The organism is Flavobacterium sediminis (genome assembly GCF_003148385.1).
In the GTDB taxonomy this organism is placed as follows: domain Bacteria; phylum Bacteroidota; class Bacteroidia; order Flavobacteriales; family Flavobacteriaceae; genus Flavobacterium; species Flavobacterium sediminis.
On sequence record NZ_CP029463.1, the window covers coordinates 1,024,441 to 1,048,901 of the forward strand.

At 28.3% G+C, this 24,461-nt stretch carries 24 protein-coding genes and 1 tRNA gene; 8 read left to right on the plus strand and 17 right to left on the minus strand.

What is annotated here, in order from left to right:
• Positions 1 to 132 precede the first annotated feature (132 nt).
• The gene (locus DI487_RS04835) at positions 133 to 354 is read left to right on the plus strand and encodes a helix-turn-helix domain-containing protein (RefSeq protein WP_245896534.1); all 222 of its coding nucleotides are present in this window, start codon (positions 133 to 135) and stop codon (positions 352 to 354) included.
• Here DI487_RS04835 and DI487_RS04840 read toward each other — a convergent pair.
• From DI487_RS04840 to DI487_RS04850, 3 genes are all read right to left on the minus strand, one after another.
• A complete protein-coding gene (locus DI487_RS04840; protein WP_109568659.1) occupies positions 351 to 923 on the minus strand; it encodes a hypothetical protein in 573 nt (190 codons plus the stop codon). The two genes, DI487_RS04835 and DI487_RS04840, sit on opposite strands and share 4 nt — an antisense overlap.
• Before the next feature lie 125 nt (positions 924 to 1,048).
• Positions 1,049 to 1,489, minus strand: a complete 441-nt coding sequence (locus DI487_RS04845) for a JAB domain-containing protein (RefSeq protein ID WP_179948689.1) — start codon at positions 1,487 to 1,489, stop codon at positions 1,049 to 1,051.
• A gap of 90 nt (positions 1,490 to 1,579) precedes the next feature.
• Positions 1,580 to 1,999, minus strand: coding sequence for a hypothetical protein (locus DI487_RS04850; RefSeq protein WP_179948690.1), 420 nt, complete (start codon positions 1,997 to 1,999; stop codon positions 1,580 to 1,582).
• A gap of 300 nt (positions 2,000 to 2,299) precedes the next feature.
• Here DI487_RS04850 and DI487_RS04855 point away from each other — a divergent pair, with 300 nt between their 5' ends.
• Genes DI487_RS04855 through DI487_RS04865 form a run of 3 tightly spaced genes read left to right on the plus strand, consistent with a single transcriptional unit; the run spans position 2,300 to position 8,901 of the window.
• On the plus strand, positions 2,300 to 6,307 hold the full coding sequence (locus DI487_RS04855; RefSeq protein WP_109568661.1) for a hypothetical protein: 4,008 nt from the start codon (positions 2,300 to 2,302) through the stop codon (positions 6,305 to 6,307).
• Positions 6,297 to 8,192, plus strand: a complete 1,896-nt coding sequence (locus DI487_RS04860) for a hypothetical protein (protein ID WP_109568662.1) — start codon at positions 6,297 to 6,299, stop codon at positions 8,190 to 8,192. The genes DI487_RS04855 and DI487_RS04860 overlap by 11 nt, the downstream gene beginning before the upstream one ends.
• The gene (locus DI487_RS04865; RefSeq protein ID WP_146193365.1) at positions 8,182 to 8,901 is read left to right on the plus strand and encodes an ADP-ribosyltransferase; all 720 of its coding nucleotides are present in this window, start codon (positions 8,182 to 8,184) and stop codon (positions 8,899 to 8,901) included. The genes DI487_RS04860 and DI487_RS04865 overlap by 11 nt, the downstream gene beginning before the upstream one ends.
• Before the next feature lie 46 nt (positions 8,902 to 8,947).
• Here the strand turns inward: DI487_RS04865 and DI487_RS04870 are convergent, their stop codons facing one another.
• The 12 genes from DI487_RS04870 to mce all read right to left on the minus strand — a co-directional run bounded on the left by DI487_RS04870 (position 8,948) and on the right by mce (position 18,184).
• The gene (locus tag DI487_RS04870) at positions 8,948 to 9,970 is read right to left on the minus strand and encodes a DUF3871 family protein (protein ID WP_179948691.1); all 1,023 of its coding nucleotides are present in this window, start codon (positions 9,968 to 9,970) and stop codon (positions 8,948 to 8,950) included.
• Positions 9,945 to 10,805: an AAA family ATPase gene (locus tag DI487_RS04875; protein WP_109568664.1), complete on the minus strand. Its 861-nt coding sequence runs from the start codon at positions 10,803 to 10,805 to the stop codon at positions 9,945 to 9,947. Before DI487_RS04875 ends, DI487_RS04870 begins: the two co-directional genes overlap by 26 nt.
• A 77-nt stretch (positions 10,806 to 10,882) precedes the next feature.
• Positions 10,883 to 11,251 (minus strand): response regulator, encoded by a 369-nt coding sequence (locus DI487_RS04880; RefSeq protein WP_109568665.1) that lies wholly within the window; start codon positions 11,249 to 11,251, stop codon positions 10,883 to 10,885.
• Positions 11,232 to 12,089, minus strand: a complete 858-nt coding sequence (locus tag DI487_RS04885; protein ID WP_146193367.1) for a hypothetical protein — start codon at positions 12,087 to 12,089, stop codon at positions 11,232 to 11,234. Before DI487_RS04885 ends, DI487_RS04880 begins: the two co-directional genes overlap by 20 nt.
• Before the next feature lie 116 nt (positions 12,090 to 12,205).
• Positions 12,206 to 12,916: a hypothetical protein gene (locus DI487_RS04890; RefSeq protein WP_109568667.1), complete on the minus strand. Its 711-nt coding sequence runs from the start codon at positions 12,914 to 12,916 to the stop codon at positions 12,206 to 12,208.
• Complete coding sequence (locus DI487_RS04895) at positions 12,917 to 13,639, minus strand: hypothetical protein (RefSeq protein WP_109568668.1); 723 nt, start codon at positions 13,637 to 13,639, stop codon at positions 12,917 to 12,919.
• A 33-nt stretch (positions 13,640 to 13,672) separates the two neighbouring features.
• A complete protein-coding gene (locus DI487_RS04900; protein WP_109568669.1) occupies positions 13,673 to 14,881 on the minus strand; it encodes a site-specific integrase in 1,209 nt (402 codons plus the stop codon).
• Positions 14,882 to 14,941: 60 nt separating this feature from the next.
• Positions 14,942 to 15,835: a hypothetical protein gene (locus tag DI487_RS04905; protein WP_109568670.1), complete on the minus strand. Its 894-nt coding sequence runs from the start codon at positions 15,833 to 15,835 to the stop codon at positions 14,942 to 14,944.
• A complete protein-coding gene (locus tag DI487_RS04910; RefSeq protein ID WP_109568671.1) occupies positions 15,832 to 16,128 on the minus strand; it encodes a helix-turn-helix transcriptional regulator in 297 nt (98 codons plus the stop codon). The genes DI487_RS04905 and DI487_RS04910 overlap by 4 nt, the downstream gene beginning before the upstream one ends.
• A gap of 127 nt (positions 16,129 to 16,255) precedes the next feature.
• Positions 16,256 to 17,548 (minus strand): hypothetical protein, encoded by a 1,293-nt coding sequence (locus tag DI487_RS04915; RefSeq protein ID WP_109568672.1) that lies wholly within the window; start codon positions 17,546 to 17,548, stop codon positions 16,256 to 16,258.
• A gap of 106 nt (positions 17,549 to 17,654) precedes the next feature.
• Positions 17,655 to 17,731 (minus strand) — tRNA-Ile (locus DI487_RS04920).
• 51 nt (positions 17,732 to 17,782) lie between these two features.
• Positions 17,783 to 18,184, minus strand: a complete 402-nt coding sequence (gene mce, locus DI487_RS04925; protein ID WP_109568673.1) for a methylmalonyl-CoA epimerase — start codon at positions 18,182 to 18,184, stop codon at positions 17,783 to 17,785.
• 118 nt (positions 18,185 to 18,302) lie between these two features.
• Here mce and rbfA point away from each other — a divergent pair, with 118 nt between their 5' ends.
• Positions 18,303 to 18,695, plus strand: a complete 393-nt coding sequence (gene rbfA, locus DI487_RS04930) for a 30S ribosome-binding factor RbfA (protein ID WP_109568674.1) — start codon at positions 18,303 to 18,305, stop codon at positions 18,693 to 18,695.
• Between the two features lies 1 nt (position 18,696).
• A complete protein-coding gene (locus tag DI487_RS04935; protein WP_170108172.1) occupies positions 18,697 to 19,893 on the plus strand; it encodes an ABC transporter permease in 1,197 nt (398 codons plus the stop codon).
• Positions 19,894 to 19,961: 68 nt separating this feature from the next.
• Here the strand turns inward: DI487_RS04935 and rpmA are convergent, their stop codons facing one another.
• A complete protein-coding gene (gene rpmA, locus DI487_RS04940) occupies positions 19,962 to 20,222 on the minus strand; it encodes a 50S ribosomal protein L27 (protein ID WP_109568675.1) in 261 nt (86 codons plus the stop codon).
• Positions 20,223 to 20,253: 31 nt separating this feature from the next.
• Entirely contained in the window at positions 20,254 to 20,871 is a 618-nt protein-coding gene (gene rplU, locus DI487_RS04945; RefSeq protein ID WP_109568676.1) for a 50S ribosomal protein L21, read from the minus strand.
• Between the two features lie 184 nt (positions 20,872 to 21,055).
• Here rplU and DI487_RS04950 point away from each other — a divergent pair, with 184 nt between their 5' ends.
• Together DI487_RS04950 and DI487_RS04955 are read left to right on the plus strand one after the other, a co-directional pair.
• The gene (locus DI487_RS04950) at positions 21,056 to 22,381 is read left to right on the plus strand and encodes a M16 family metallopeptidase (protein WP_109568677.1); all 1,326 of its coding nucleotides are present in this window, start codon (positions 21,056 to 21,058) and stop codon (positions 22,379 to 22,381) included.
• 7 nt (positions 22,382 to 22,388) lie between these two features.
• Positions 22,389 to 24,440 (plus strand): M16 family metallopeptidase, encoded by a 2,052-nt coding sequence (locus DI487_RS04955; protein WP_109568678.1) that lies wholly within the window; start codon positions 22,389 to 22,391, stop codon positions 24,438 to 24,440.
• Positions 24,441 to 24,461: the final 21 nt, after the last annotated feature.

The window sequence follows — 24,461 nt, forward strand, 5'->3', positions numbered from 1 at the left end:
CAGCAATTACAGTTAATAATAAAACTTCAATTCTTTTCATTTAATCTTTAAATAAATTTCAGTTGTACTTTATGATAACCAACTAAGCAAATTTATAACAAATTTTGACTTGTCGTAAAATACAACTCTGATTTGTCTAAAATTGAAAATAATACACTTAAGAAAATTGGTAAAAGAATCCAAGAACTGAGGGAATTGCAAAATTTATCTCAACAGGATTTTGCTGCTAAAATCAATTATGACAAAAGTAACATGAGCAGATTGGAAGCTGGAAAAACCAATATGACGGTTACAACACTTGAAAAAATTTCCAAAGCTTTGAATGTAGAACTTGTAGAATTATTCAAATTCTAAAAAGGAACATCTTCTCTATTAATCTGATTATTGTTTTTTTCTACATTTTCAGGATTAATAGATTCAGTATTATAAGTATTTCCATCTTCTATTACAGTATCATACAAAAGGTAGTAACTTAAATTTTCGCTATTTATATAGGACTCCTCAATAAGGAAATTTACCCAATGTGTAAAATGTATATGATTAGGATTCTTCATGTCCTTTTTCATTAATTCATCATTGTATTCGATGTAACAAATTTTAGCACGATTACAAGCTGATAATTGATTTTCACATTTACATTTTACTGCTGGTAAACCAGCAATTTCAGGAAACAATACTGCTAAATTGTTATACGCAATGATTAAGGGATTGGTTTGTATTGCTTCCCAATCCCATTTATCTTTGAATTTTATAAGTATTTCTTCATTCCAATTTACATACTGGTTCTTTGAAAGTATTTTAAAATCAATATTACTTTCATAATCCTGCATGTCTTCAAATGTAAAAGGGAAGAAAGTAAAAAGTACTTCTCTTAAAATTTGGTTTTGGTATTCTAAAGGATATTCATTTAAACTCTTCTCCACAATCTTAAAGTTGTCATAAAAGATAAAATTAAGAAAAAGCTATTTATAATAATCTTAAATTTTTTACACATTTCAATTTACTATCATAAAGATGGATTTTTGAATACGTTCACATTTACATGAACTTAAAATAATCCTTCATTAGCCATACTCAAAAAGTTGTTTTTGGTAATAATGATATGGTCTAAAAGTGTGATTTCTAATAAATTTCCAGCTTCTTTAATTTTCTTAGTAATTTTAATATCCTGTTCGCTTGCTTTTAGTGTTCCACTTGGATGATTATGTGCAACAATTATTGAAGTCGCATTACACTTTAAAGCTACAGCAAAAAGTAATTTTAAATCGACTACAGTTCCAGCAGAACCACCTTTTGAAAGAGGATAAATCCCTAATACGTTATTTGCTCTATTTAATAATAGAACTTTGAATTCTTCTTGAAGTTCTATTGTATTTTGCGACCATGAATTGTATAACAAATCAAAGGCTGACTTTCCACAAGCTACTTTTGGTCTTACTCTGCTATTGGTTGAATAGCTAACCTGAATTTCGGCAACATTATTTTCCATGATTAAAAAAATAAAAGAGTGTCTGAAATTTATAATCTTCTCTTATTGAGTTTGTATAAATTTCAGACACAAGGTTAATACTGCAATTTGTTAAGCATGTTCTAAAACACCATTTTTGGAAAAGGTATGTTCTTCATCAATTCCTTGAATGAAATCATCTACTTTAGTAGCACTTTTCTCAACATGTGATGTAATAGCGTTTTCTTGTTGCTGGTTTTCTTCAACATACTCAAATCTGTGAGCCAATGTGATAACTTCACCAGTATCTTTGATAACATACTCATAAGGCTCACAAGTAACTTTCTCTACTTTACCAGGCAATTCAGAACCAATTAAAGCTTGACAAGTCATTTCATCAAATGTACTTGCAATGTTTGCCTTTCTTGCAGTTACATAATGTTTCCCAGTAGCTTTGGATTTTACTAATTCAATTCCACCTTGAATCTCTAACACGAAGAAATCTTTTCCCTCCTCCGTTGTTCTTTTTTGATAGTTTACAATTCTTACCATTTCTTTAGTTTTTTGAGTTAAACATAAAATTTGTAACAACCTTTGATAAACCAGCAGAAGGATAAAAACATTCACTACAAATGAATATCATTAATCCTGCTGGTAAATTTTGGATTGCTCCTAATGGGTGGGGGTATTTCGATGAGCTTTAGATAGGTGGGGGTAGTTTGTGAGGGTGTCTCAAAAATGCCTATTTTTTGTGTTGATTTTTTTTAAAAAATATAAAAATTCAAATATCTTATTAATTTAGTACTCAATAAGCAAGTAGTTCTTTTTTAGAAATTTATAAATTAATAATATATGAGTGCTATTTCAGCATTAAAAGGTTACCGTACACAATTTTTATATTCATTATACAGAATATTAAGCAATCATAATGAGGAATATATTTTCAAAGTAGAAGGTAAATATGAAGACCTCGATATTTTAGACTCATCTTATAAATATATAGAAACTATACAGATTAAAAATAAAGGAGAAACACTAAGTTTTTCTGATATGTTCTCAAAAAAAGATTCATTTTTTAAAAGAGCTGAAGAATTAGTCTTGCAAGACCCTGATGTAATTGTAAAAATAGTGTCTTTTAATAAAATAAGCGATGATTTAACAGACAAAGAAAAATTAAATAAAAAACTTCAAAAGAAAGGGTTTAAAAAAATAAATATTGACAAAACTTTGACCAGCTATTGTAGTCCTGAAATAGTCGATGAAGAAACTCTTGTAAATAAGATAATTAGCATTATTAAGTCTTATAACATCTTCACTAATCCTGAAATAGCTTTGGAATTATTGCTATTCTGGATTTATAAATCAGGTGAGAATCAGAAAGAAATAAGAACTAAAAATTTATTTGAAGATTTAAATAAAATTGGAAAGTTTTTAAGTGAACAAAGCTCATTTAATAATCAATTCGGAAATTCAATTATTCCTTTAAGTATCAAAAGCCTAAAAAATGAAGATACAAATCTTTTACATAAAGGATTTTATTATGGTGTTTCTGCAAAATTTGAGCATATTCTTGCTAACCTTGATGTAGTAAGAAATGAAAAACTTGAAATTATAAATTCCTCACTAAAGAAAACTAATATTTTCTTTATTCATGGAGCATCAGGACAAGGAAAAAGCACATTAGCATACCGTTATCTACACAATTATGTAGACAGTAACACAGCCTATGAATTAAAACTTTCTGACAGATTAGGGGAAGTTTTTGAAACTATAAACTGTTTAGATTCTCTTTCAAAAGGGTTAAAATTCCCAATAACCCTGTACATAGATGTATCTCCCGAAAATAATTACTGGAATGAGGTTTTAAAGGAGCTTTCTACAAAATCTAATCTCAATTTTTTAATTACAATTCGACAAGAAGATTGGAATAGAACCAGTTTAGGTGTTGATTTTGATTTTGATGATTTAGAATTAACATTTGATAAAAAAGAAGCTGAAATAATTTATAAATCTTTATCAGAATATAAATTAGACCTTAAGTTTACTGATTTTGAAGAATCTTGGCTTCAACATGGGGAAAGAGGGATGTTGTTAGAATATGTCTATCTTCTTAATCAAGGTGACAAGCTTAAAGTAAGATTACAAAATCAAGTTAGAAGACTTGAAAAAGAAAACAGAATAGATGAACTTGAAATTTTACGATTTGTATGTCTATGTGATTCTTATAGCTCAAAGATTAATTATGTTGCTCTGATTACAAGTTTAAATATAAATATTGGAATATCTAACTCTTTTGTTGATTTACTTGAAAATGAATATTTATTAAAATTTAATGAAAATAAAAAATACTTAACAGGTTTACACCCTATACGTTCAAAATTATTATGTGAGATATTATTTTCAGAAAATGATTATATTGATATTAACCATTATATAGATAAATCTCTTTCCCTTATTGACGAAAAAGACCTGCAAATATTTTTACTTAATAGTTTTGATAATGGTTATAGTGTTGAAACTTTAAATATACAATTAACTAATATTCAATTAAATTCTTTTACAGGACTAAACAATGTCTTTAATGCTCTCTTATGGAAAGGTATTTATGATTTTATATTCATTAAAAACAAAGTTGTCTTTGATACTCTTTATAACAATTACAGAGGCTTATGGAATTTTATTATTCCATATGATTATTCTGAGGTTACAAGTGGAGCACTTCATGATTTATTTAAAGAATATATACCGAAAGAAGTCAATGAAAATATAGAAAAAATACAATCTCAATTTACCCCCAAAGAAGATGTATATGAATATGTGAAAATTTGGTTAGAAAATAAAAAAAGTTTTAACTCTGAATGTTTTTTGGATACAGATTTAAGTTCTTTAGGTAGGTTTTTATTCTGGATTAGTCATTTAAAATTAAATGATAAAGTAAAAGTTAACTTGAATAAAGACAATATAATCAAGTTAATACAAGCCAATAACACATCATTAGGAAATATTTCAGAACTTATTTTGGGTTTAGAATATTATAAATCATATGATAAATTACTTTTAGATATAAAAACTTATGCAATATCAAATCTCAGAAGCAGATATAACATTATTAACTTAGATATTCAAGAACATATTGAATGTGTTTATTTTTATAATCCTGTTGATTTTGAAGACAACTCTAATTCAGGAAACAATTTTTTTAATGACAGAACAATGGAAATAATAGACCTCTTGAGAAATGTTTTTCCATTTAAAGAGAAGTATAATATAGTTGGAATAGGCAAAAACTTTTTTGGAATCAATATGCCTTATGATCCTTCTGAAAAAAGCATTGAAAATAAAAATTTACCAATACCCTATCTTGTTCAAATTAATGTCCTAATTAATAATTTGTACTTATACCAATACAGATATGAGAGTTGGTCAAAGTATATTGAAGCAATACAAGCTAAGAGGAATAAATATAACGAACTAAGCTCTAAATTAATTAACTCTTTTTCAGATTATTTTCGAACTAATAATTTTAAGTTTTTCATAGATATCATCTCTGAAATAGAGTTAGAGATTAAGAAAATAAAAACGATTCCTTTACCTAAAAACATATCCGATAATTGGGGGTATATATCAGAGGGGAAATCAAGAAATACTATAACTGAAAATCAAGAATCTCATGAAGATAAACAAATCAAATCAATCTCTTTAATAAAGTACGAATCTTTCAGAAAAGCCCAAAGGGATTATTTCTCTTCAATTGAGAATTTTTTAAATCAAATTGGGCAAAATATTTTGTCATTATATAAAATAAGAACAGAAATAGACAGTATTGATGATTATCATTCAGGAGCTATTACCAGCAATATAAAAAATGCATTAATTAATCATAGTTTATATATAACAATTTTTGAGAAACATTTTAATAAATTTTTCAATAAGTCAGATTTAGACAGAATGAATAAATCTGAAGAAGATAATCTTATAACTATGTTTTATTGTTGGAAACAAATTTTAAATCAAAAAGGGAATATCAACAATAAAGTTCGTAAAAATGCAATTGCAATGTTTTCTGAAACTAAAGAAAATCTAACAAAAAAAATAAAAAAAGAAAGACAAAAAATATTTGAAGATTTTGGTTTATCATATACAATTGAGATAAATAATTCAAAAAGTAAGCTTGGAAAAACACTGTTATTAACATGTGATGTTAATTCTCAAACATATTTGACATCACTTATAGTTGCACGTATATTTATCCAAAACTCCATTAACTCAGACTATTTTAGTTTTAAAAGAATAATTATTGAATCAAATATTGATTCAGTAATTTATATTCCTCTCTTTGAAGGGAAAGCATTAAACAAAAGAGCAGTAGAAATATCACTACATAATCTTGATAATGATATTGATGAAGATAATATTTTTATGTATTTCAATACTTTTTCCAAAATTGAAAATAATATTATTTCACATTTAGACTTATCTTTTTGGAATGAAATTATCTGGGAAATTCAGGATTATGAAAATATCATGGGAGAAATTTCTAACATGAAGGAACTAACAAACCAAGTTTTATCTATAGCCAAAGAAATAAAAGATTCTTTTGGAGAATCTATTTTTTTAAGATATAAAGGAGTTATTGATAATTTTCTGAATGAAGGGATAAAAAAATCTCAGAAAAGCCTAAATAGAATTGAAGAGCACTTAGACATAAAACTATCTAATGAAATCAAAAATCTATTTAATAGGTATTCGTTTGACAATAATGATGTTAATCAATTAGAGATGTTGCAACAACATCTGACTGAAAATTATTATTTTTTCTGTGAAACCATGATATATAAACAAATTGAAAATGAATTATAGCCCACCTAAAATTGACAATAGATTTATTTGTATAATAAATAGAGATAATAAAGAATTGGCAGCATTGATTACAAGCTATATTAGTTCTCCCAATATGTATAATTTGATTTTTGAGTTCCCTTCAGTTACAACTGAACATTATGATTATTTAGATGATGATATTGATGAACATCATATATCAAGAACAATTGCAAATGAGTTTAATATTAAAGTTAAAAACGCGATTAATCAAGTTTATGGTTGCGAATATTTAATAATAGCAGGACTAAGTGAAGAACAAAAAAGTTATCTAACTTTCTTAGAAAAATACAACGTAATAGAAATTCAAAACTACTATGATGTTGAGACCAATCTTGAAGCATTTAATTCAAAAAAAAACATTCTTAAATGTAGGTCTTGTGATATTTTAAATGGATTACACAAAGCTATAAAGTCTAATTCTATTTTAAAAATAGATGAACAAGCTGAAGAAGTTATAATCACACTTGAAGCTAATTCAGGCATTATTGTCGTTGAAGACATTAATAAGGTTTCATGCGTTATAAGTGTTATATATGCGACGTCCTTAAATTTATCCTTATATGTAATTCCAGAAATAGATATTGATAAAAGAAAAATTTCAGATTTCATAGAAAAATGGAAGAATAGTAATAATGATAGCTACTTATATGATTTAAGCTCACTTATTTATCCAAGTATTGAAAATGTTGATTTTGCATCTTATCAATTTGCAACTTTTTTTACTGTTGGGATTCCATATTCACTAATAATAAAAAATGTGATACCCTGCACTCATGTACATCTTTATATAAATCCTGACTTTTTTGTCTTTAATGCTATTTATTATCAAAATGCTTTTAATATAAATTCAGCAATTGTATTTTCTCCTTTAGAATTTATAGATGAAGAAACTGATAATATAATTAACACTTTAAAGAATAATAATTACTATGTAGCTGAATTAGTTGATAAGAATGCAAATGCAATCAATCTTGATTATCATATAAAAGAGTTCCCTTTTAATTTATTACATATTTGTAGTCATGGTGGAGAAATTGGAGGCTATGATGTTAGTTTTGAATTTATTGATAGAGATGGTAATAAACATATCGTAGAATATGATGAAGTAGTAACTTTTGATTTAACACAAATAGATTTTAAGAATCCTGAAGAAAAAGTACCTGTAGTATTTAAATACCTATGGAGAAAATTTGATGGTTACATTTGGAGAAGTGAGGAACTTAGAAGTAAAAATTATCCCCATTATGTATATTCAGATATGCTAAATCAAATATCAAAAAGAGAAAACATGATTAGGAAACCTAAAGATTCAATAACAAATTCATGTGCAATAAAATGTTATTCATCATACTATCAAGCTATGTTTAACATTATTGCTGGTATTCATTCTCCCATTATTTTTAACAATACCTGCTGGTCTTGGTCTGATATAGCTGACCATTTTATCAGTTCAGGTGCAAGAGGTTATATAGGAACTTTGTGGAATATTAATAATGATGTAGCGAAGCAAAGTGCTGAACATTTTTACTCAAATTTATTTTCTACAACCATTATGAATTCACTTCATGATTCTTTAATATATTCTAAAGGAAGTAAGGATGAAAATATATACATATACTATGGACTTCATTTTTCATCATTAAAAAAGGGAATTTCTTTAAATAATAGTAAAGAAGAAGTAGTAATAAGATTGATTAGTTCTTTAGAAAGATGGAAAGAAAAATTATCTATAACAAAAAAAGAATCAGTAAGAAAAAACATTCAAGAATTAATCAAATGGAATGCTACTTTATTAGCAACTAAATTTAAAAATGAAACTATAAATATTATTGGAGAACAGTTTAAAAAAGATAATGGGATATAGTTATAAAAAAGTAGTTGAAATTTTATTTGAAATTTTATATAAAAAATATATAACTCAACTTATAAACAATGACTTTAAGCCTAATGGATATTCATTTTTTATCAATACAACGGAAATTGATAATGCCATGGGAATGTATCAAAATTATTCATTACAAATTGAAAAAGAGTATAATAATTCTCATTTTTTTGATGGAACGGAATTATTACCTTATACAATAATAAAATATTACACAGGTTATTTTCACGAAAAAATTAACAATAACTTAAGAGGCATACTGCCTAATAATCAAAAATCATTAATAATTAATAAAATTCTAAAACATACAGAAATTCTAAAAAAAGAAATAGAAAAGTTTCCATTAAAGTCAAATTTTGTAGTAACTCGAAGAATTAGTAATACATTTTTAAAAGAAGTTTATTTAGAAAGAAAACAACTAAAGAAGAATGGAGTGATACAAGAATTAGCCTTTTTAAGCACTTCATTGGACTTGTTTTACAGAAAAGATTATGAAAGTAATTATTCTCCATTAAAAAATGAAACTATCATCATAATTAAAGTACCTAAAGGAATTAATGCATTATATCTTGAACCCATAAGTAATAGAGAAGAATTTGAATTATTACTTGATTCTGGTTTAAAAATGAAGATTGAAGATAAAAAAACAATATTTGGAAATAATATAATTCTCACTCAGATAATTAAGTAAAATTTAAAAAAATCCAATCTCTAATTTAAAAAGAGATTGGATACATTTAACTCAAAAACCAAGAATAGTTAGAATTACTATCACTTAGTGCATTTGAGATGCCTTTTGCAAATGAAAAGGCATTCACTCCTCTATCAAGGAAAGTATCAATATAAGAGCTTTTATTAGCTCCTGTAAATAGATTATATATGTTCCAAAGATTAATTTCTCCATTACTCTCTCTACAAAAACTTTCATCATTGTAATAATCTTTTGCAATAGCAGAGATATGTCCATCATTCATAAGTAATTCAGGTAATAATGCTTTTTCATTCTTTGGTAAATAATTATACAATCTACTTTTACCAATAATTTGAGCAAACTGTTTTTCAGTTAATTTATAATCAACTAAATCATTCATACTCTTTATTTGCTGGTGTATATTATATGATTGTACAATTTCCATGATTTTACCTGATAGCTCCTGACTACTTGTAGCTTTAATCTCATCTTTAAATCCATCTGTAGAAACACAAAGATTACAGCATACCATATTTTGGAAGCCAATAAAAAACTTAAACTTTTCAAAAGTCTTTTTGTTGTAAAGGTTTTCCAAATTGTAACTTCTTACTCCGCCTATGGTTAAAGCTAATTCATTACCATTAATATTTTCAGTAATTGAAGAAATCCTGATAATGAAAGCCATTCTCTCATAGTACATTGTTCTTTGATGTTCCAATAATTCCTTTGCTGGTACATGTAAAGCATCAGGAGTTCTACCTCTAATTAAATGACTTGTCCTAATTTCAGGAGTATCTATCACTTCATTTGGGAATAATTTACTTATACCAGCAAAAGCAGAATCAATAAACTCTTGGTGAGATATGGTAATTTCGTTATCCTTTGTGAATACAGGAATAATGCAGTCTTCTTTTAATTGTGAAAGGCTAACCTCTTCTGTGTTAGCCTCTATAAATGGAGAAGTCTTTTTATAAGTTGGCACTTCTCTGTGAAAACCAGCAGAAGGAATAATTATTTGCTTTGCTGGTATTTGTACATCAGTTTCAATTGTGTGTAGTTCCATTTCCATTTGTTGGTTTAATTGCGTTATTAATTAGGTTCTGAAGTAAATCTCTTTTATTAATGAAATCTTTCTCAATGGTTTTAGCCAAATCAAGATTATTTTGATAGAGTTCAGTAAGTTCTTTCAAAGTATTGCATTCAATTACTTTTACTTTGAGTTCCTCTTTTGTCATGGTACTATTGCACCAATTCAAGATTTTCTTTCCTGTTTGAGTATTAATGATAAATTGTGGTTTGCCTTCAAATAGTAAAGTTCTATCCTTACTTGAAGTAGCAAAATGTTTACTGTCAATATCAAACACAATAGTAAACTCATAGCTAATCTCATCCCTTTGTATAGCTTTTAAACCTACCTTTTCAGGAACCATTTTACCATTCTTTTCAGATAAAACATAATCTTGTTTTACTCTCATAGTTGCTATGATATGAGAATTGCTATTGAGTATCTTATCTACAAAAGCCTTTTGTCTTGGTGTGATTTTATTCCAATTGGTAAATGAATTACCAGCAAGAGAAGAATGATAATCGAGTAGAAAATCCCAACAATGTGAGATTGAATCTAAAATGATAACTTCCATACCTGCTTTTTCACAAACTTCAATTGCTTCAATATATCTCTCAGGTGAATGTGGATTATTCAATGTAAGTACATTAAACTTTCCTAAGTGAGCATATAAGTCAGCACTTCCATTTTCTGTATCAATGATGGCAACTTTATTAAGGTTTCCATTTGTCAATCCTTGTGCAATTAAAATTGCACTCATAGTTTTTCCTGAACCACTTGGTCCTTGTAAAGCCATCTTGATTTTTGCTTTACTTCTTTCTGATTTTCTTAATTGCATAATTGTATTGTTTAATTTTTAGGTATAAAAAAAGGGAGCAAATGCTCCCTTTAAATATTCTTATTCTAAATTTAAATTTATTTCACAAAATCATCTATTACATCCTTTAATTCATCTAAAAAAATAGGTTTAGAAAGAATTTTTATTTCACTTAACCCTCTTTTTTTTAATTCCTCTTCAACCAAATTTCCTGTCAAAACAACTATGTTGTCATTTCCAAATCTTTTAATATCCTCAATTACTCCATAACCATCTTTTTCACTTGTAGGAGATAAATCTATATCAACAAAAATTAGGTCAAAATCTTTCACGTTTTTATAGTCTCCAAAATTTTGAGATTTATCAATATATTTTACTGATAACTCATTATTAAAATCCAATTCATTAACATCTACAAAAGCATCCTTTACCTTTGGAATTTCATTTTCAAACACTAATATTTTCATTTCTTAACTTCTTAATTTTTATTTCGTTATTGAAAGTTTTATTTTCTTGATCAATAAAAATTCTATTATTTATATTTTTCTTTCTTAATAATCTTCTAATAAAACTTAGACCATGAGTTTTTCTACTATAAATTTCATCATTGTCCTTTAAATTATATAGACTAACTATTTCATCTAAATCGAGTTTGTTTCTCTCAAAATCTTTAATCTCATTAACAAATTTTATAGTAACAAAATCTTCTTGGATTGAAATTTCAACTTTTCTAACATGAGTACCATACTTGTTAATATTTTCAATTATATCTGTAAAGACAAAATCAAACATCATTTGATTAATTTCAATATCAAAATCAGATAAATCATCTATATTAATTATTACATCATCTATATTATTAAAATGAAAATACCAATGTTTTCTTATGTCATCAACCAAAGTTTTTAATGAAATTATTTCGTCATTTTCATCAATAATATTATCTACCCCTTTTATTAAAATTTCTGCTTTTTTAATGATTCCTTTTATTTCATTACTGTTATTATTATTCTTCAATCTTCCTTCAATATATTTTTTTTGCTCTGAGTTTATCTCCTGTTTAAAGTATCTATCTATCAAACCAATTGTTGCAGTTACTGGAGATAATTTATTCTTCACAAAGTGTAAAGCATTTTGAGCATCAAAAACATAGGCAACTTTTTGTTTAATTATTTTTTGATTATGATTATTTACCTCAATCAAAGAATTACTCATAAAAAAAATCCTCGCTATGTATTCAAAAATTGGTCTTAAATTAGAAATCAATGATTCATTAAAAACATTCTCTTTTTTCAAAGAAATCATAAAGTAATAATCTTTATTCTGAACTTTATGATTTAACCAATAACAATTTTGATACTTTATATTATCAATGGTCACAGAATCTTTAAGAGGATTTTTTTTAATCTTTGACCCAACTATTAATTGTTCAAACCCAATGATGAAGTAATGTCATTATTAATTACAAACTTTGATGCCTTTATCAATACCAGTTTTTCACTATTATTAATAAATAAAAAAATCTCATCTACTTGATTTATAATTTTGACCTTAGAATCATTAATTTTAGTTATTACATCCTTTAATATTTTATGACTATTATTCTCATTTACATTTTCAATAAACAAATCCCCAATTAAAACTATAATTTCCTGATTTACAAATAAAAATGACTTCCTTATACTCAAAATAAAGATAAAAAAATAAAATATTATTGGAATCAAATGATGTGTTAATATTAAACTAAATTTATCAATATTCAATAGTGACAAATGTACTCCTAAGACAAAATATATAAGTTTGTCATTTTTATTGGAATGACTTTGTACATTATAAATTAAGAGAAAAAAAGGCAAATAATTTAAAATATAATTAAGGTCTTTATTATACAAGAATATATTTATGATTGCCAAATCTAAAACCAACCTTACAACTCCTTTTCTTTCAATTTTAACAAAAAATAAATTCAAAAAAAGTAGAGCAATATATATTATTAATGAAGCATAGTAAATCCAATCACTAAAAAAATTTTGATTAAATATTATTATACTTACAAGTATAATAATCAAAACTATACGAAGAATAAAAGAATTGAATCTCCTTATATCGTAATCAATATCGTTTAATGTCATTTATTGTAATTTTATTTTATTAAACATTTCCATTATTAAATAATTCCCTATAACTAAAAATAAAAATGCTTTTTGAAAAGCTAATAAGATAACTCCCCAAAAGTTTAATGGTTTTACCTCCATTTTTTCATCTAATTCAAATAAATAAGAAATTAGGTTTGCAAAATTATTTGACCACACACATTCTGTAAAACTTATTTTTTTGACCTCAATTATTGCAAATATTTCAAATTTAGCATCACAAAATATTAAAGTAGAAAAAAACAAATAGATTATAATCATTAATAATAAAATATATAAATTATAAGAAATACCCTTAAGAAATAATTTAAACAAACTGGTAAAAAAATCTTGCCCATTTTTAATTTTTTCCCAATAATATTTTAATTCAACATCATTTAAAATACACATCATCTCTTTGGCTTCATCATCATTACCATTTTTAGAAAGTGATTTAATAAGATGGTTTAACAATTCCCTTTGTTCACTTATGCTAAAAGGAGTTAACAGTTTTTCCATTTTATCAGGAGTTAATTTATTATAATTATAACCTCTCAAATGAAAAATTTCAGAATATATTTCAAAAATTAATTTTAAGTCTTTGAAAGCATCATATTTTATGTAATTTTCAAACCTTCTTACATTTTTTTGATATAAATAAAAGTGTTGTTCAAACACAATTTCTTTCTCCTGTAATGCTGCTCTTAATTTATTTTCTTCCATAAACCTAAATATAGGTTTTAAAGATAAATATTTTTACATAATTAATCTTTCATTTTCTTTATCAATAACATCATCTTCAAAATCTTTTAAATATGCTGTTGTGATTGCAACATTTTTATGTCCCATAGATTGAGATACTATGTCAGTTGAAACTCCAATTTGTTTTAAATTTGTTGCATAACTATGCCTTGCTACATAACTACTTAAAGGTTTATCAACCCCAACTATTCCTGCAATTTTCTTCAAGTCACTATTAAACTTTTTTAGCTTTTTGTGTTTTCTATTTTGAATTTGAGTTGCAGTTAAATTATTACTTAATAATATTGGGAAAACATAATCTGTTGTTGATGGTCTATTTCTATAAGAATCTAAAATTTCTTTGACAGGTTGTAGTATGTTGATGTTAAACTTCCCTTTAGTTTTTGACCTAATATAGGTTATTCTATCTCCTGAAACACTTGACCATTTTAACATCATAATATCAAAATAATTCATCCCTCTACAGTAATAAGAAAAGAGAAAAATTCTTTTAGCTTCTGCAAGATTTGGATATTTTGTTTCATCAAAATTCTCTATCAATCTTACCTCTTCTCTTGTTAATGCTTTTTTAATATTTCCAACTTTTAACTTAGATACTTTATAAACCTTGAAAGGATAATACTTTTCATCAATAACATTTTTCTTGATTGCTCTATTATATAGTGAACGTAATTCTCTCATTTTAAAAGCTACCCCTCCATCTGAATTATTGTTTTCTCTCAAATAAACTTCGTACTTCTCCAAAAAAGTTGGTGTAATCTCCTTAAACATCAAGTTGTTTTTTTTATGAAAATTAAATACGGATTTCTTTGTTTCACTTAATGCTTTTGCATTTCCAGCTTTTCCTGACTTATTCAAATCTGAAATTACTTCATTCCAAAATTCTAACACAGTAATTTTATTAGGTTCAATACCTCTAAACTTTTCTTCAAATTGGTCAAGACTAAAATCTATCTCTTCTAATTCAAAGTCATTGATAATCTTCAAAGCTTTCTCTCTCATCTTAGCTAACAACAAATTACTTTGTGTATGATTTGGAAATGTCTTCTTAAATTGAATGTTAACTTCATCCCAGTCTAATAAATTACACTTAAATCCTAATGAAATAATCTTTGACTTTCTGTTATTAGTTATTCTCAATATAACTGGATAAAGTCCTTCATTTGTTGATTTATCTCTTAATAATATTTTTATACTTGCCATAATTTTATATTTTGAGTTGACAAATTCTAACAATAGGAAGTGTGGAATTTGTCAATATTTTTATTTGCTTAATAATTGATTGAACTTTTCTGTTAATTGTATTCTCAAATGATTTTTTACTTTCTGAAGATTGTGCTTTTCTAAAAGAGCTAAATACCTTTTCTTATGATTGGATTTAACTTGTCTTTTATTTGCCTCATTTAGTTTATTCCAAAAAATGAAACTCGAATACATGTTTAACTTCTCATAGTCTTTTTCAGAAATTAAATCCTCAGAGTAATCATCAACAATTAATAGCTCATTAAATCTCTTTAGTAAATAGTCAAATAAGTTTTCAAGTACTTCTTTATTTTTTAAATCATTTAAATTGTAAACACCAAGTGGGTTAAATTCTTTTGAGCTTAAAAACTTAATTTCAAATCTTAAAATATTCTCATTACTAAGTTTATATTGTTTTGCTTTATCATAAATTTTTATGATATAATTGAAATGTTCAAAACTCATTAAGTAACCTTTTCCTTTAAACTTATTTATCATAGAATGTCTGTCAAAATTGTGCATTAATACACTTTTTGAAATTAATTCTTGAGCTGGAATAGGAACTCTTAAGTTAAATCCGAATTCAAGTTGTGTTAGTTTTTTATTCGTTATTTCAATAACATTATCTCTTAAGTAATCAATAACAGAACATAATTGAGAATAAGTAAAATCGTTATGATTGTGTTCTTTACCCTCAATCAACAAATTATTCAGTTTGTGAATTGAATTCTTTGCATATCCACTTTTCTCATTAACTACAACCTCAATATTTTCGAGATTAACTTTATAAGGATATAATACTTCTGCTGAATGATATTCTAAGACAGAAAACATCTTCTCAAAATTATTTGGGTCTTTGATAAAAGTCTCTAATTTGATTTTATCATTATAGTGAACTCTTACAAAATCAATCATAATCTTGATTTTTGAGTTCGACCTAAATATGAATTTATTTCATCTTCTATTTCTTCAGTAGAAATTGACTTGCTATTCAAAACCCAATTATCAAGTTCTGACTTTTTGAAATAAATTTTTTTTCCTCCAGGATTATAAAAAGGAATTTCCTTTTTGCTGGTCATTTTATACAACGCAGATTTTGATAAACATAAATAATCTGCACCCTCATCAAGAGTTAAAATTTCTTTACCTAAAGCATATTGTCTCTTTAATAATGCTTCAATTTCATTTAGTTTTTGGAATAAGTCCATAATCTTAAAAAATTATGGAAAAGCGCTTTTCCTGTTATTACTGAAGCAAAGTAAGCGCATAAAAAAACCCTTATTTCTACAGTGTAATAAGGGTGTAAGACAAAATGTAAGGTAAAGTGTAAGACACTTATTCTAAATATTTTTCAGTAAGCTTATTTATTAATAAATCTATATCACTTTTCAATCTGGTGTTTTCAATATTTCCTCTTGATAATGCGGTATATAAATCTGATGATTTGATAAGCTTATTTTGTTTATTATAAAATTGTTGACTTTTTTCAATGGTAAGAGGATTCAAATTATCAAAAAACACTTCAATTGATTTTAAGTAGTAAGCAATAAAAGGATTTGATTTTGTAAACTTCAATTTCAAATCATTCTCACTTTCCTTATAAACCAAAATACTCAAAAAATCATCCTCTGATAATTCCTCTGAATCAAACATTTCAATTTCTTCTGACTTTGTATATAAATCTATAAAAAGTTCTATTCTTAAATTTCTTTTTGGTTTAAAATCAGATTTACTAACGTCATCGCCTTCAATAATAATTCTATATAATTTATGATTTATATTTAATGATTTGTATTTTGAGTACAATACTGATACAATATTATTTACTGAATGGCAAATTAATTCAAATTCATGTTTCTTTAAATCTTCTGCTTTTAAATAATAATTGAACAAAGTATCTAATTGTTGAATTAAATAATTCTTAAAATCAGTTTGTTGAGAGTTATTATGCACTATTTCCAAACCAGCAGTAGAATAATAATCACTTACAACTTTACTATATTTTGGAAAATCCATTTGATAACTCATGTCTTTTTTCTGTACCCAAGATTCAAAAAATATTTTTTCATCCCTATGAAAAATATATCTGTAATCTTTGGTATGTATTGTTTTATAATCATATGATTGGCTTAATCTTTCAAACCCATCACTGTATAATAAATCATCTAAAAATTTAAAAGGAGTTAAGTCAGAACCTAAATTAAAGTAAATAGAAGTATTATGTTTAATTTCAACATTCTCTAATACATCGCCATAGTTTATCTTAATGTATTTAATGATATTTTCTAATTCAGAATTTACATCTTCTTGGTAATCTTTAATGCGGTCAATATTTGATTTGTAATTATTGAGTTTGCTTATTAAAGTACTAATGTAGTTTTCAATTTCAAGTTCATTTAAATCTGAAATTTCTTTAACAATATTATTAACTATCTTTTTCCTTATTTCTTGAAAAAAGGAATGAATATAATCTTTTTCATTTGGGTATTCTTCAAAATTCTCTACGACTAAAATTTCTTTTAAATAAACTTTATTGGAATAGTAATCTTGCTTGAGAATATTCAAAAAATCCTCAAAGTAAATTAAATGAAAAATATGAAGTGGATTATCTGTTAAATTGGATAACATACTGCTTAATTAATACCGCAAAGTAATAATTAAAATTATATGTTTGACCTATGTTTGACCTAAAAAAAATAAAGCCTCCCAATTGTCTTGGAAGGCTTTATTTTACTGGTGGTCCCACCTGGGCTCGAACCAGGGACCACCTGATTATGAGTCAGGTGCTCTAACCAACTGAGCTATAGGACCAGTTTTGAGGTTGCAATATTAATACTAATTTCTTTTTGTTGCAAGAAAATTTTAGTTTATTTCCTGACAAAGTTCAACTAGAACTCCATTTGTCGTTTTTGGATGCAAAAAAGCTACCCATTTATTATCCGCTCCCTTTTTAGGTTGTTCGTTTAAAACCACAAACCCTTCTGCTTTTAAACGCTCAATTTCAGCTACAATATCTGTTACATCAAAAGCAATATGATGAATTCCTTCTCCTTTTTTTTCTATAAATTTTGCAATAGGACTATCTTCTCTGGTTGCTTCCAATAATTCTATTTTATTAGGACCATTCATAAAAAAAGAAGTTTTCACCCCTTCACTTTCCACTTCTTCTTCTTTATAAGCCGGCTGCCCGAAAAGCTTCTCAAAAATCAAATTAGACTCTTTCAAATCTTTCACCGCTATTCCTATATGTTCTATTTTATTCATCTTTTTTATAATTTATTTTTACCTATTATACCAAAACAAATTTGAATTCCTGACTCACAAAAGTAAAACAAAGTTTCAGCACTAAAAAACTAAATTACTTTTTATGTATTTTTGCAGTATGGAAACAAACAGACAAAAAAAAATTGGCAACCTCATACAGAATGATTTGGTTGATATTTTACAAGGTGAAGTGAGAAAAAACGGAATTCACAATCTTATTATATCCGTATCAAGAGTAAATGTTACCTCTGATTTATCGATCGCTAAGATTTTCTTAAGCGTTTTCCCTTCTGAAAAAGGAGCAGAAATCTTAAAAGCAATAAAATCAAACAGTCCCTTAATCAAAAATGACTTAGCTCAACGTGTTAAAAACCAATTACGAAAAGTACCGAACTTAGTTTTCTATATCGATGACAGCTTAGACTACATAGAAAAGATAGATCAAGCACTAAGCGGAGAAGAAAATCCGGTTAAAAACCCTGATCTATTAGCCAAAAGAAAAAAATCATAATTTGAATTTCTCTCTATACATAGCTAAACGGTATAGCATTTCTTTCAGTAAAAGTTCAGCAATCAACTTTATCACCATTATTGCCTCTATAGGCATTATTGCTAGCTCCATGGCTCTTTTTGTTGTCCTTTCTGTCTTTAGCGGCTTACGCGATTTCAGCCTGAGCTTTACCAATGCAACAGATCCTGATTTACGTATACAACCTATTCAGGGCAAAGTTTTAACACTTTCTCCGGAAATTGAAAAAGAACTCCAAAAAAGTACCATCATTGCCGATTTCAGCAAAACTATTGAAGAACGCGTACTTTTTTACTACAAGGAAAAAGAACAAGTCGCTTATATAAAAGGTGTAGACTCAAATTTCAGCAAGGTAACCGACATCAAGCGACATCTTTATGCCGGTAACTGGCTTGAAACCCAATCGAACGAAGTGGTTGTCGGTTCTGAGATAAGCAGAAAATTAAACTTAGGGCTTTTTGATTTCAACAATGCCTTAGAAGTTTACACACCAAAAGCCGGAAAAGGCGCTATTGACAATATAGAAGATGCTTTTACCATAAAAAAACTAGCCCCGACAGGCATTTTCAGTATTAGTGAAGACATTGACAATAAATATGTATTTTGCGATTTAAGTCTGGCTCAAAATTTATTATTCTTCAAACCGAACCAGATTAGTTTTATTGAAGTCAAACTCAACGAAGGCATAAGTGAAGATCAAGGAATTACAGAATTAAACAGAATTTTTAAAGACCAGATCAAGATTAAAAACAGAGCTCAATTAAACGATGCGCTGTACAAAATGCTCAATTCCGAAAATATTGCCGTATATCTTATTTTTACCCTTGTCATCATCATTGCTCTTTTTAACCTGATCGGCGCCTTAATCATGATGATTATCGACAAAAAGAACAATTTAAAAACACTACTCTCTTTAGGGTGTTTAAAACAGGAACTTTCCAGAATATTTTTATACCAAGGTCTGTTAATGACCTTTTCAGGAGGAATAATCGGTCTACTTTTAGGCATTTTGCTTGTTATTTTACAACAACAATTCAGCTTAATTATGATCACCCCTAACTTAGCTTACCCTGTTGTTTTTGAAATACAAAACATAGCTATCGTTATCATCACTATTACCACATTAGGCTACTTAGCCTCCTTAATTGCCAGCAGAAGTATTTCTAAGTTTATAAAATAAACACATATTAATATAAAAAAAGGGTTGTGAAATTTCACAACCCTTTTTTTATCTGTTTTTTACACTTATTAAGCTTCAAACGGAACTACAGAAACATAAGATTTGTTATCTCTTTTCTTTTGAAACTGAACAATTCCGTCAACTTTAGCATGTAAAGTATGATCTTTACCCATGTAAACGTTTTCACCTGGGTTATGTTTAGAACCTCTTTGTCTAACGATGATGTTCCCTGCGATAGCAGCTTGACCACCATAAATTTTAACGCCTAAACGTTTCGATTCTGATTCTCTACCGTTCTTCGAACTACCGACACCTTTCTTATGAGCCATGACGTTTTGATTTTAAAAGTTAATACTCAAATTAAACAGCTTTACCACCGTTTAATTCATCTTGTAATTTCTGTAATTCATCCCACTTCCCGTCAGCAGCTAATTGTGCTTGTTGAGCCCAAGTAGTAGGATCTAAATGTTGTACTTTAGCTTCAGCTGCATCTAAAATTTCTTTTACTTTATCAGCAGAAGTTCCAGCTAATTTAGCATAAGTATCTACTCCGGCAGCTACTAACACCTCAGCAGCTTTAGGCCCGATACCTTCAATTTTTTTCAAATCATCTCCTTTTTTAGCAGCAGCTTTTGCTTTTGGCGCAGCAGCTTTTTTAGGAGCTCCTGAAGCTACAATACCTTCAATAATAATTTGAGTCAATGCTTGTCTGTGACCATTTTTCTTTTTGTAACCTTTTCTTCTTTTCTTTTTGAAAACGATTACTTTGTCACCTTTTACATGTTGTAAAACTTTGGCTTCCACAGAAGCACCTTCTATAGCTGGGGCGCCTAAAGTTACTGTACCATTATCCTCTAACAAAAGAACTTTATCGAAAGAAACTTTATCTCCTTCAGCTCCTGTTAAACGATGTACAAAAACTTTTTGGTCTTTGCTTACTTTAAATTGTTGCCCTGCTATCTCTACGATTGCGTACATACAGTATGAATTTTTTTAGTTAAAATTTCAAGTGTGCAAATATACAACTAATTCTTTAATTTCCAACACTTAAAAAATCACCTTGACTACTTTTTGTTAAAAAAGACAAAAAACAGACCTCTATTGTAACAAAAAATCAGAAATTGCAACTTATTAAAAACGTTTTTTAATTAAATTATAATTTATGAAAAAATCTTTAATGGCTTTGAGTACTGCATTACTACTTGGAGGTGTTACCAATGCTCAAAAGGTAGCATTTGAAGAATATGATTTAGCCAATGGATTACACGTTGTGCTTCACCAAGACAACTCAGCACCGGTAGTCATTACATCTGTAATGTACCACGTAGGAGCTAAAGATGAACAACCGGACAGAACCGGATTCGCTCACTTTTTTGAACACTTATTATTTGAAGGCACTAAAAACATCGACCGTGGAGAATGGTTTAAGATTGTTACAGCCAACGGAGGGCAAAATAATGCCAATACTACCGACGACAGAACATACTACTATGAAGTATTCCCTTCAAACAACTTAGAATTAGCCATTTGGATGGAATCGGAACGTTTGATGCATCCGGTTATCAATCAAATTGGTGTTGACACGCAAAATGAGGTAGTAAAAGAAGAAAAAAGACTTCGTGTTGACAATCAACCTTACGGAAATCTTATTAAAGCCGTAAAACAAAACATGTTTAAAGTTCACCCGTACCGTTGGACAACCATCGGAGAAATGGAACATTTAGACGCAGCGACCTTAGAAGAATTCCAAGCTTTTAACAAAAAATTCTACATTCCTAACAACGCTGTTTTAGTAGTTGCCGGGCAATTTGATACAGCTCAGGCAAAAGAATGGATTGCGCGATATTTCAGTCCTATTCCAAAAGGGACTCCTGTAACCCGCAAGCATTATGAAGAAGCTCCGATCACTGAGTCATTCAAAACCACCTGGGAAGACCCGAACATTCAGATTCCTATGTATGTGGCTTGCTACAGAACACCCTCTATGAAAACACGTGATGCCAGAGTTTTAGACATGATCTCTTCTTACCTTTCTGACGGAAAAAGTTCAAAACTATACAAAAAGTTAGTTGACGATCAGAAAAAAGCATTGCAAATCGGCGCTTTTAACTACAGTCAGGAAGATTATGGTATGTACTTTATCTACAGTTTACCAATGGGACAAACTACAGAAGAAGACTTATTAAAAGGTATAGATGAAGAAATAACCAAACTGCAAACAGAACTTATTTCTGAAAAAGACTATGAAAAACTTCAGAATAAATTTGAAAGTGACTATGTAAACAGTAATGCAAGTGTGGAAGGAATTGCTAACAACTTAGCCAATTACTATTTACTATATGGAGACATCAATCTGATCAACACAGAAATTGACATTTTCCGTTCTATTACCAGAGAAGAAATCAAAGAAGTAGCTAACAAGTACCTAAAACCTAACCAAAGAATGGTTTTAGATTACGTACCTGCTAAGGAAAAAACTCAAAACTAAGACGACAATGAAGAAAATAGTATATATTGCTACCTGCTTATTTTTAACAATAACAATGCAAGCACAAGACAGATCCATGCCGAAACCGGGCCCGGCTCCTACAATTAATATTAAAAATCCTGAAACGTTCACTTTGAAAAACGGATTGAAAGTTTTGATTGTAGAAAATCATAAATTACCCAGAGTTTCTTACACCTTAACTTTAGACAATGCTCCTTATGCTCAGGGCGATAAAAAAGGAGTTGCCGACTTATTGGGTTCCATGTTAGGAAGTGGCACTGAAAACATCTCTAAAGATGCTTTTAATGAAGAGATCGATTTCTTAGGAGCAAATATCAACTTTTGGTCAGAAGGAGCTTCTGCAAACGGATTATCTCGTTATTCTTCCAGAATTTTAGAGTTAATGGCAGATGGTGCTTTAAACCCTGTATTCACTCAAGAAGAGTTTGACAAGCAAAAAGATAAAATGATCGAAGGCTTAAAAGCTGACGAAAAAAGCGTTCCTTCAATTGCTCGTCGAGTTGAAAACGCATTGACTTTCGGTAAAAAACACTATAAAGGAGAATTCGTTTCAGAAGAAACTTTAAAAAATGTTTCCTTAGCAGATGTTAAATTGAACTACAACGAATATTTCGTTCCGGGAAATGCTTATTTAGTGATCGTAGGAGATATTGATTATAAGAAAACAAAAAAACAAGTAGAAAAACTTTTCGGTAAATGGAAAAAAGCAATTGCTCCGCAAATTGCTTACAACGACCCTAAAGACGTTCAATATAGCCAAATCAACTTCGTTGATGCTTCAAACGCTGTACAGTCTGAGATTTCATTAGTAAATCTTTCTAATTTGAAAATGACAGACAAAGACTACTTTGCAGTTTTAATTGCGAACCAAATTTTAGGCGGTGGCGGAGAAGGTCGCTTATTCTTAAACCTTCGTGAAAAACACGGTTGGACTTACGGTTCTTACTCTTCAATAGGAGCCGGAAAATATATCAATAAATTCAGATCAAGTGCTTCAGTACGTAATACTGTAACTGACAGTGCTGTTGTTGAAATATTCAATGAATTAAAAAGAATCAGAACAGAATTAGTTTCTGAAGAAGAACTGAAAAACGCTAAAGCTAAGTACATCGGTAACTTTGTAATGCAGATCGAGAAACCTACAACTATCGCTCGTTATGCTTTAAACAAAGAAACACAGAACTTACCGGATGATTTCTACGAAAAATACATGCAAAACATCAACGCTGTAACTTCAGAGGATGTTCTAAATGCTGCCAAAAAATATTTCTTAGCTGACAATACGAGAGTAATCATCGTTGGGAAAGCAGCAGATGTTTTACCGGGACTTGAGGATTTAAGCAAATCCGCTAAATTACCTATTTTCTATTTTGACAAATATGGTAACCCTACTGACAAACCTGTTGTAAAAAAACCAATTCCTGCAGGCGTAACTGCAAAATCTGTAATTGAGAAACACATTCAGGCTATCGGTGGCTTAGAAGCTCTTAAAAAAGTAAAAAGTGTTATGAGCTTTTCAGGTGCTACTATCCAAGGACAAAAACTTGATATGGTTACTAAATCAGCTCAGGATAAATTCTCTGCTGAGATCAGCATGATGGGAATGACTGTTTCAAAAACCGTTGTGACTCCTAAATACGGTTACACTATTAACCAAGGACAAAGAATGGACATCACAGGAGATGATTTGAAACAAATGCAGGAATCTGCAGGAACTTTCAAAGAGTTAAAACTTTTAAACAACCCTGATATTGAATTAGCCGGAATTGAAACGATCAAAGACAAAGATGCTTATGCTATCAAAAAAGGCGAAACAACATATTACTACGACGTAAAATCAGGATTAAAAGTTGCTGAATCCAGAGAGAAAGAACAAATGGGACAAAAAATGACTCAGTTCACTTACTATGATAATTATGTAGATGTAAAAGGAATCAAGTTTCCGTACAATACGACTTTAAGCGTAGGAATGGATCTTGAATTCACAACTTCTGATGTTAAGATCAATGAAGGGGTTTCTGATTCGGATTTTGAATAAAATTTACTTTTTATACAAACA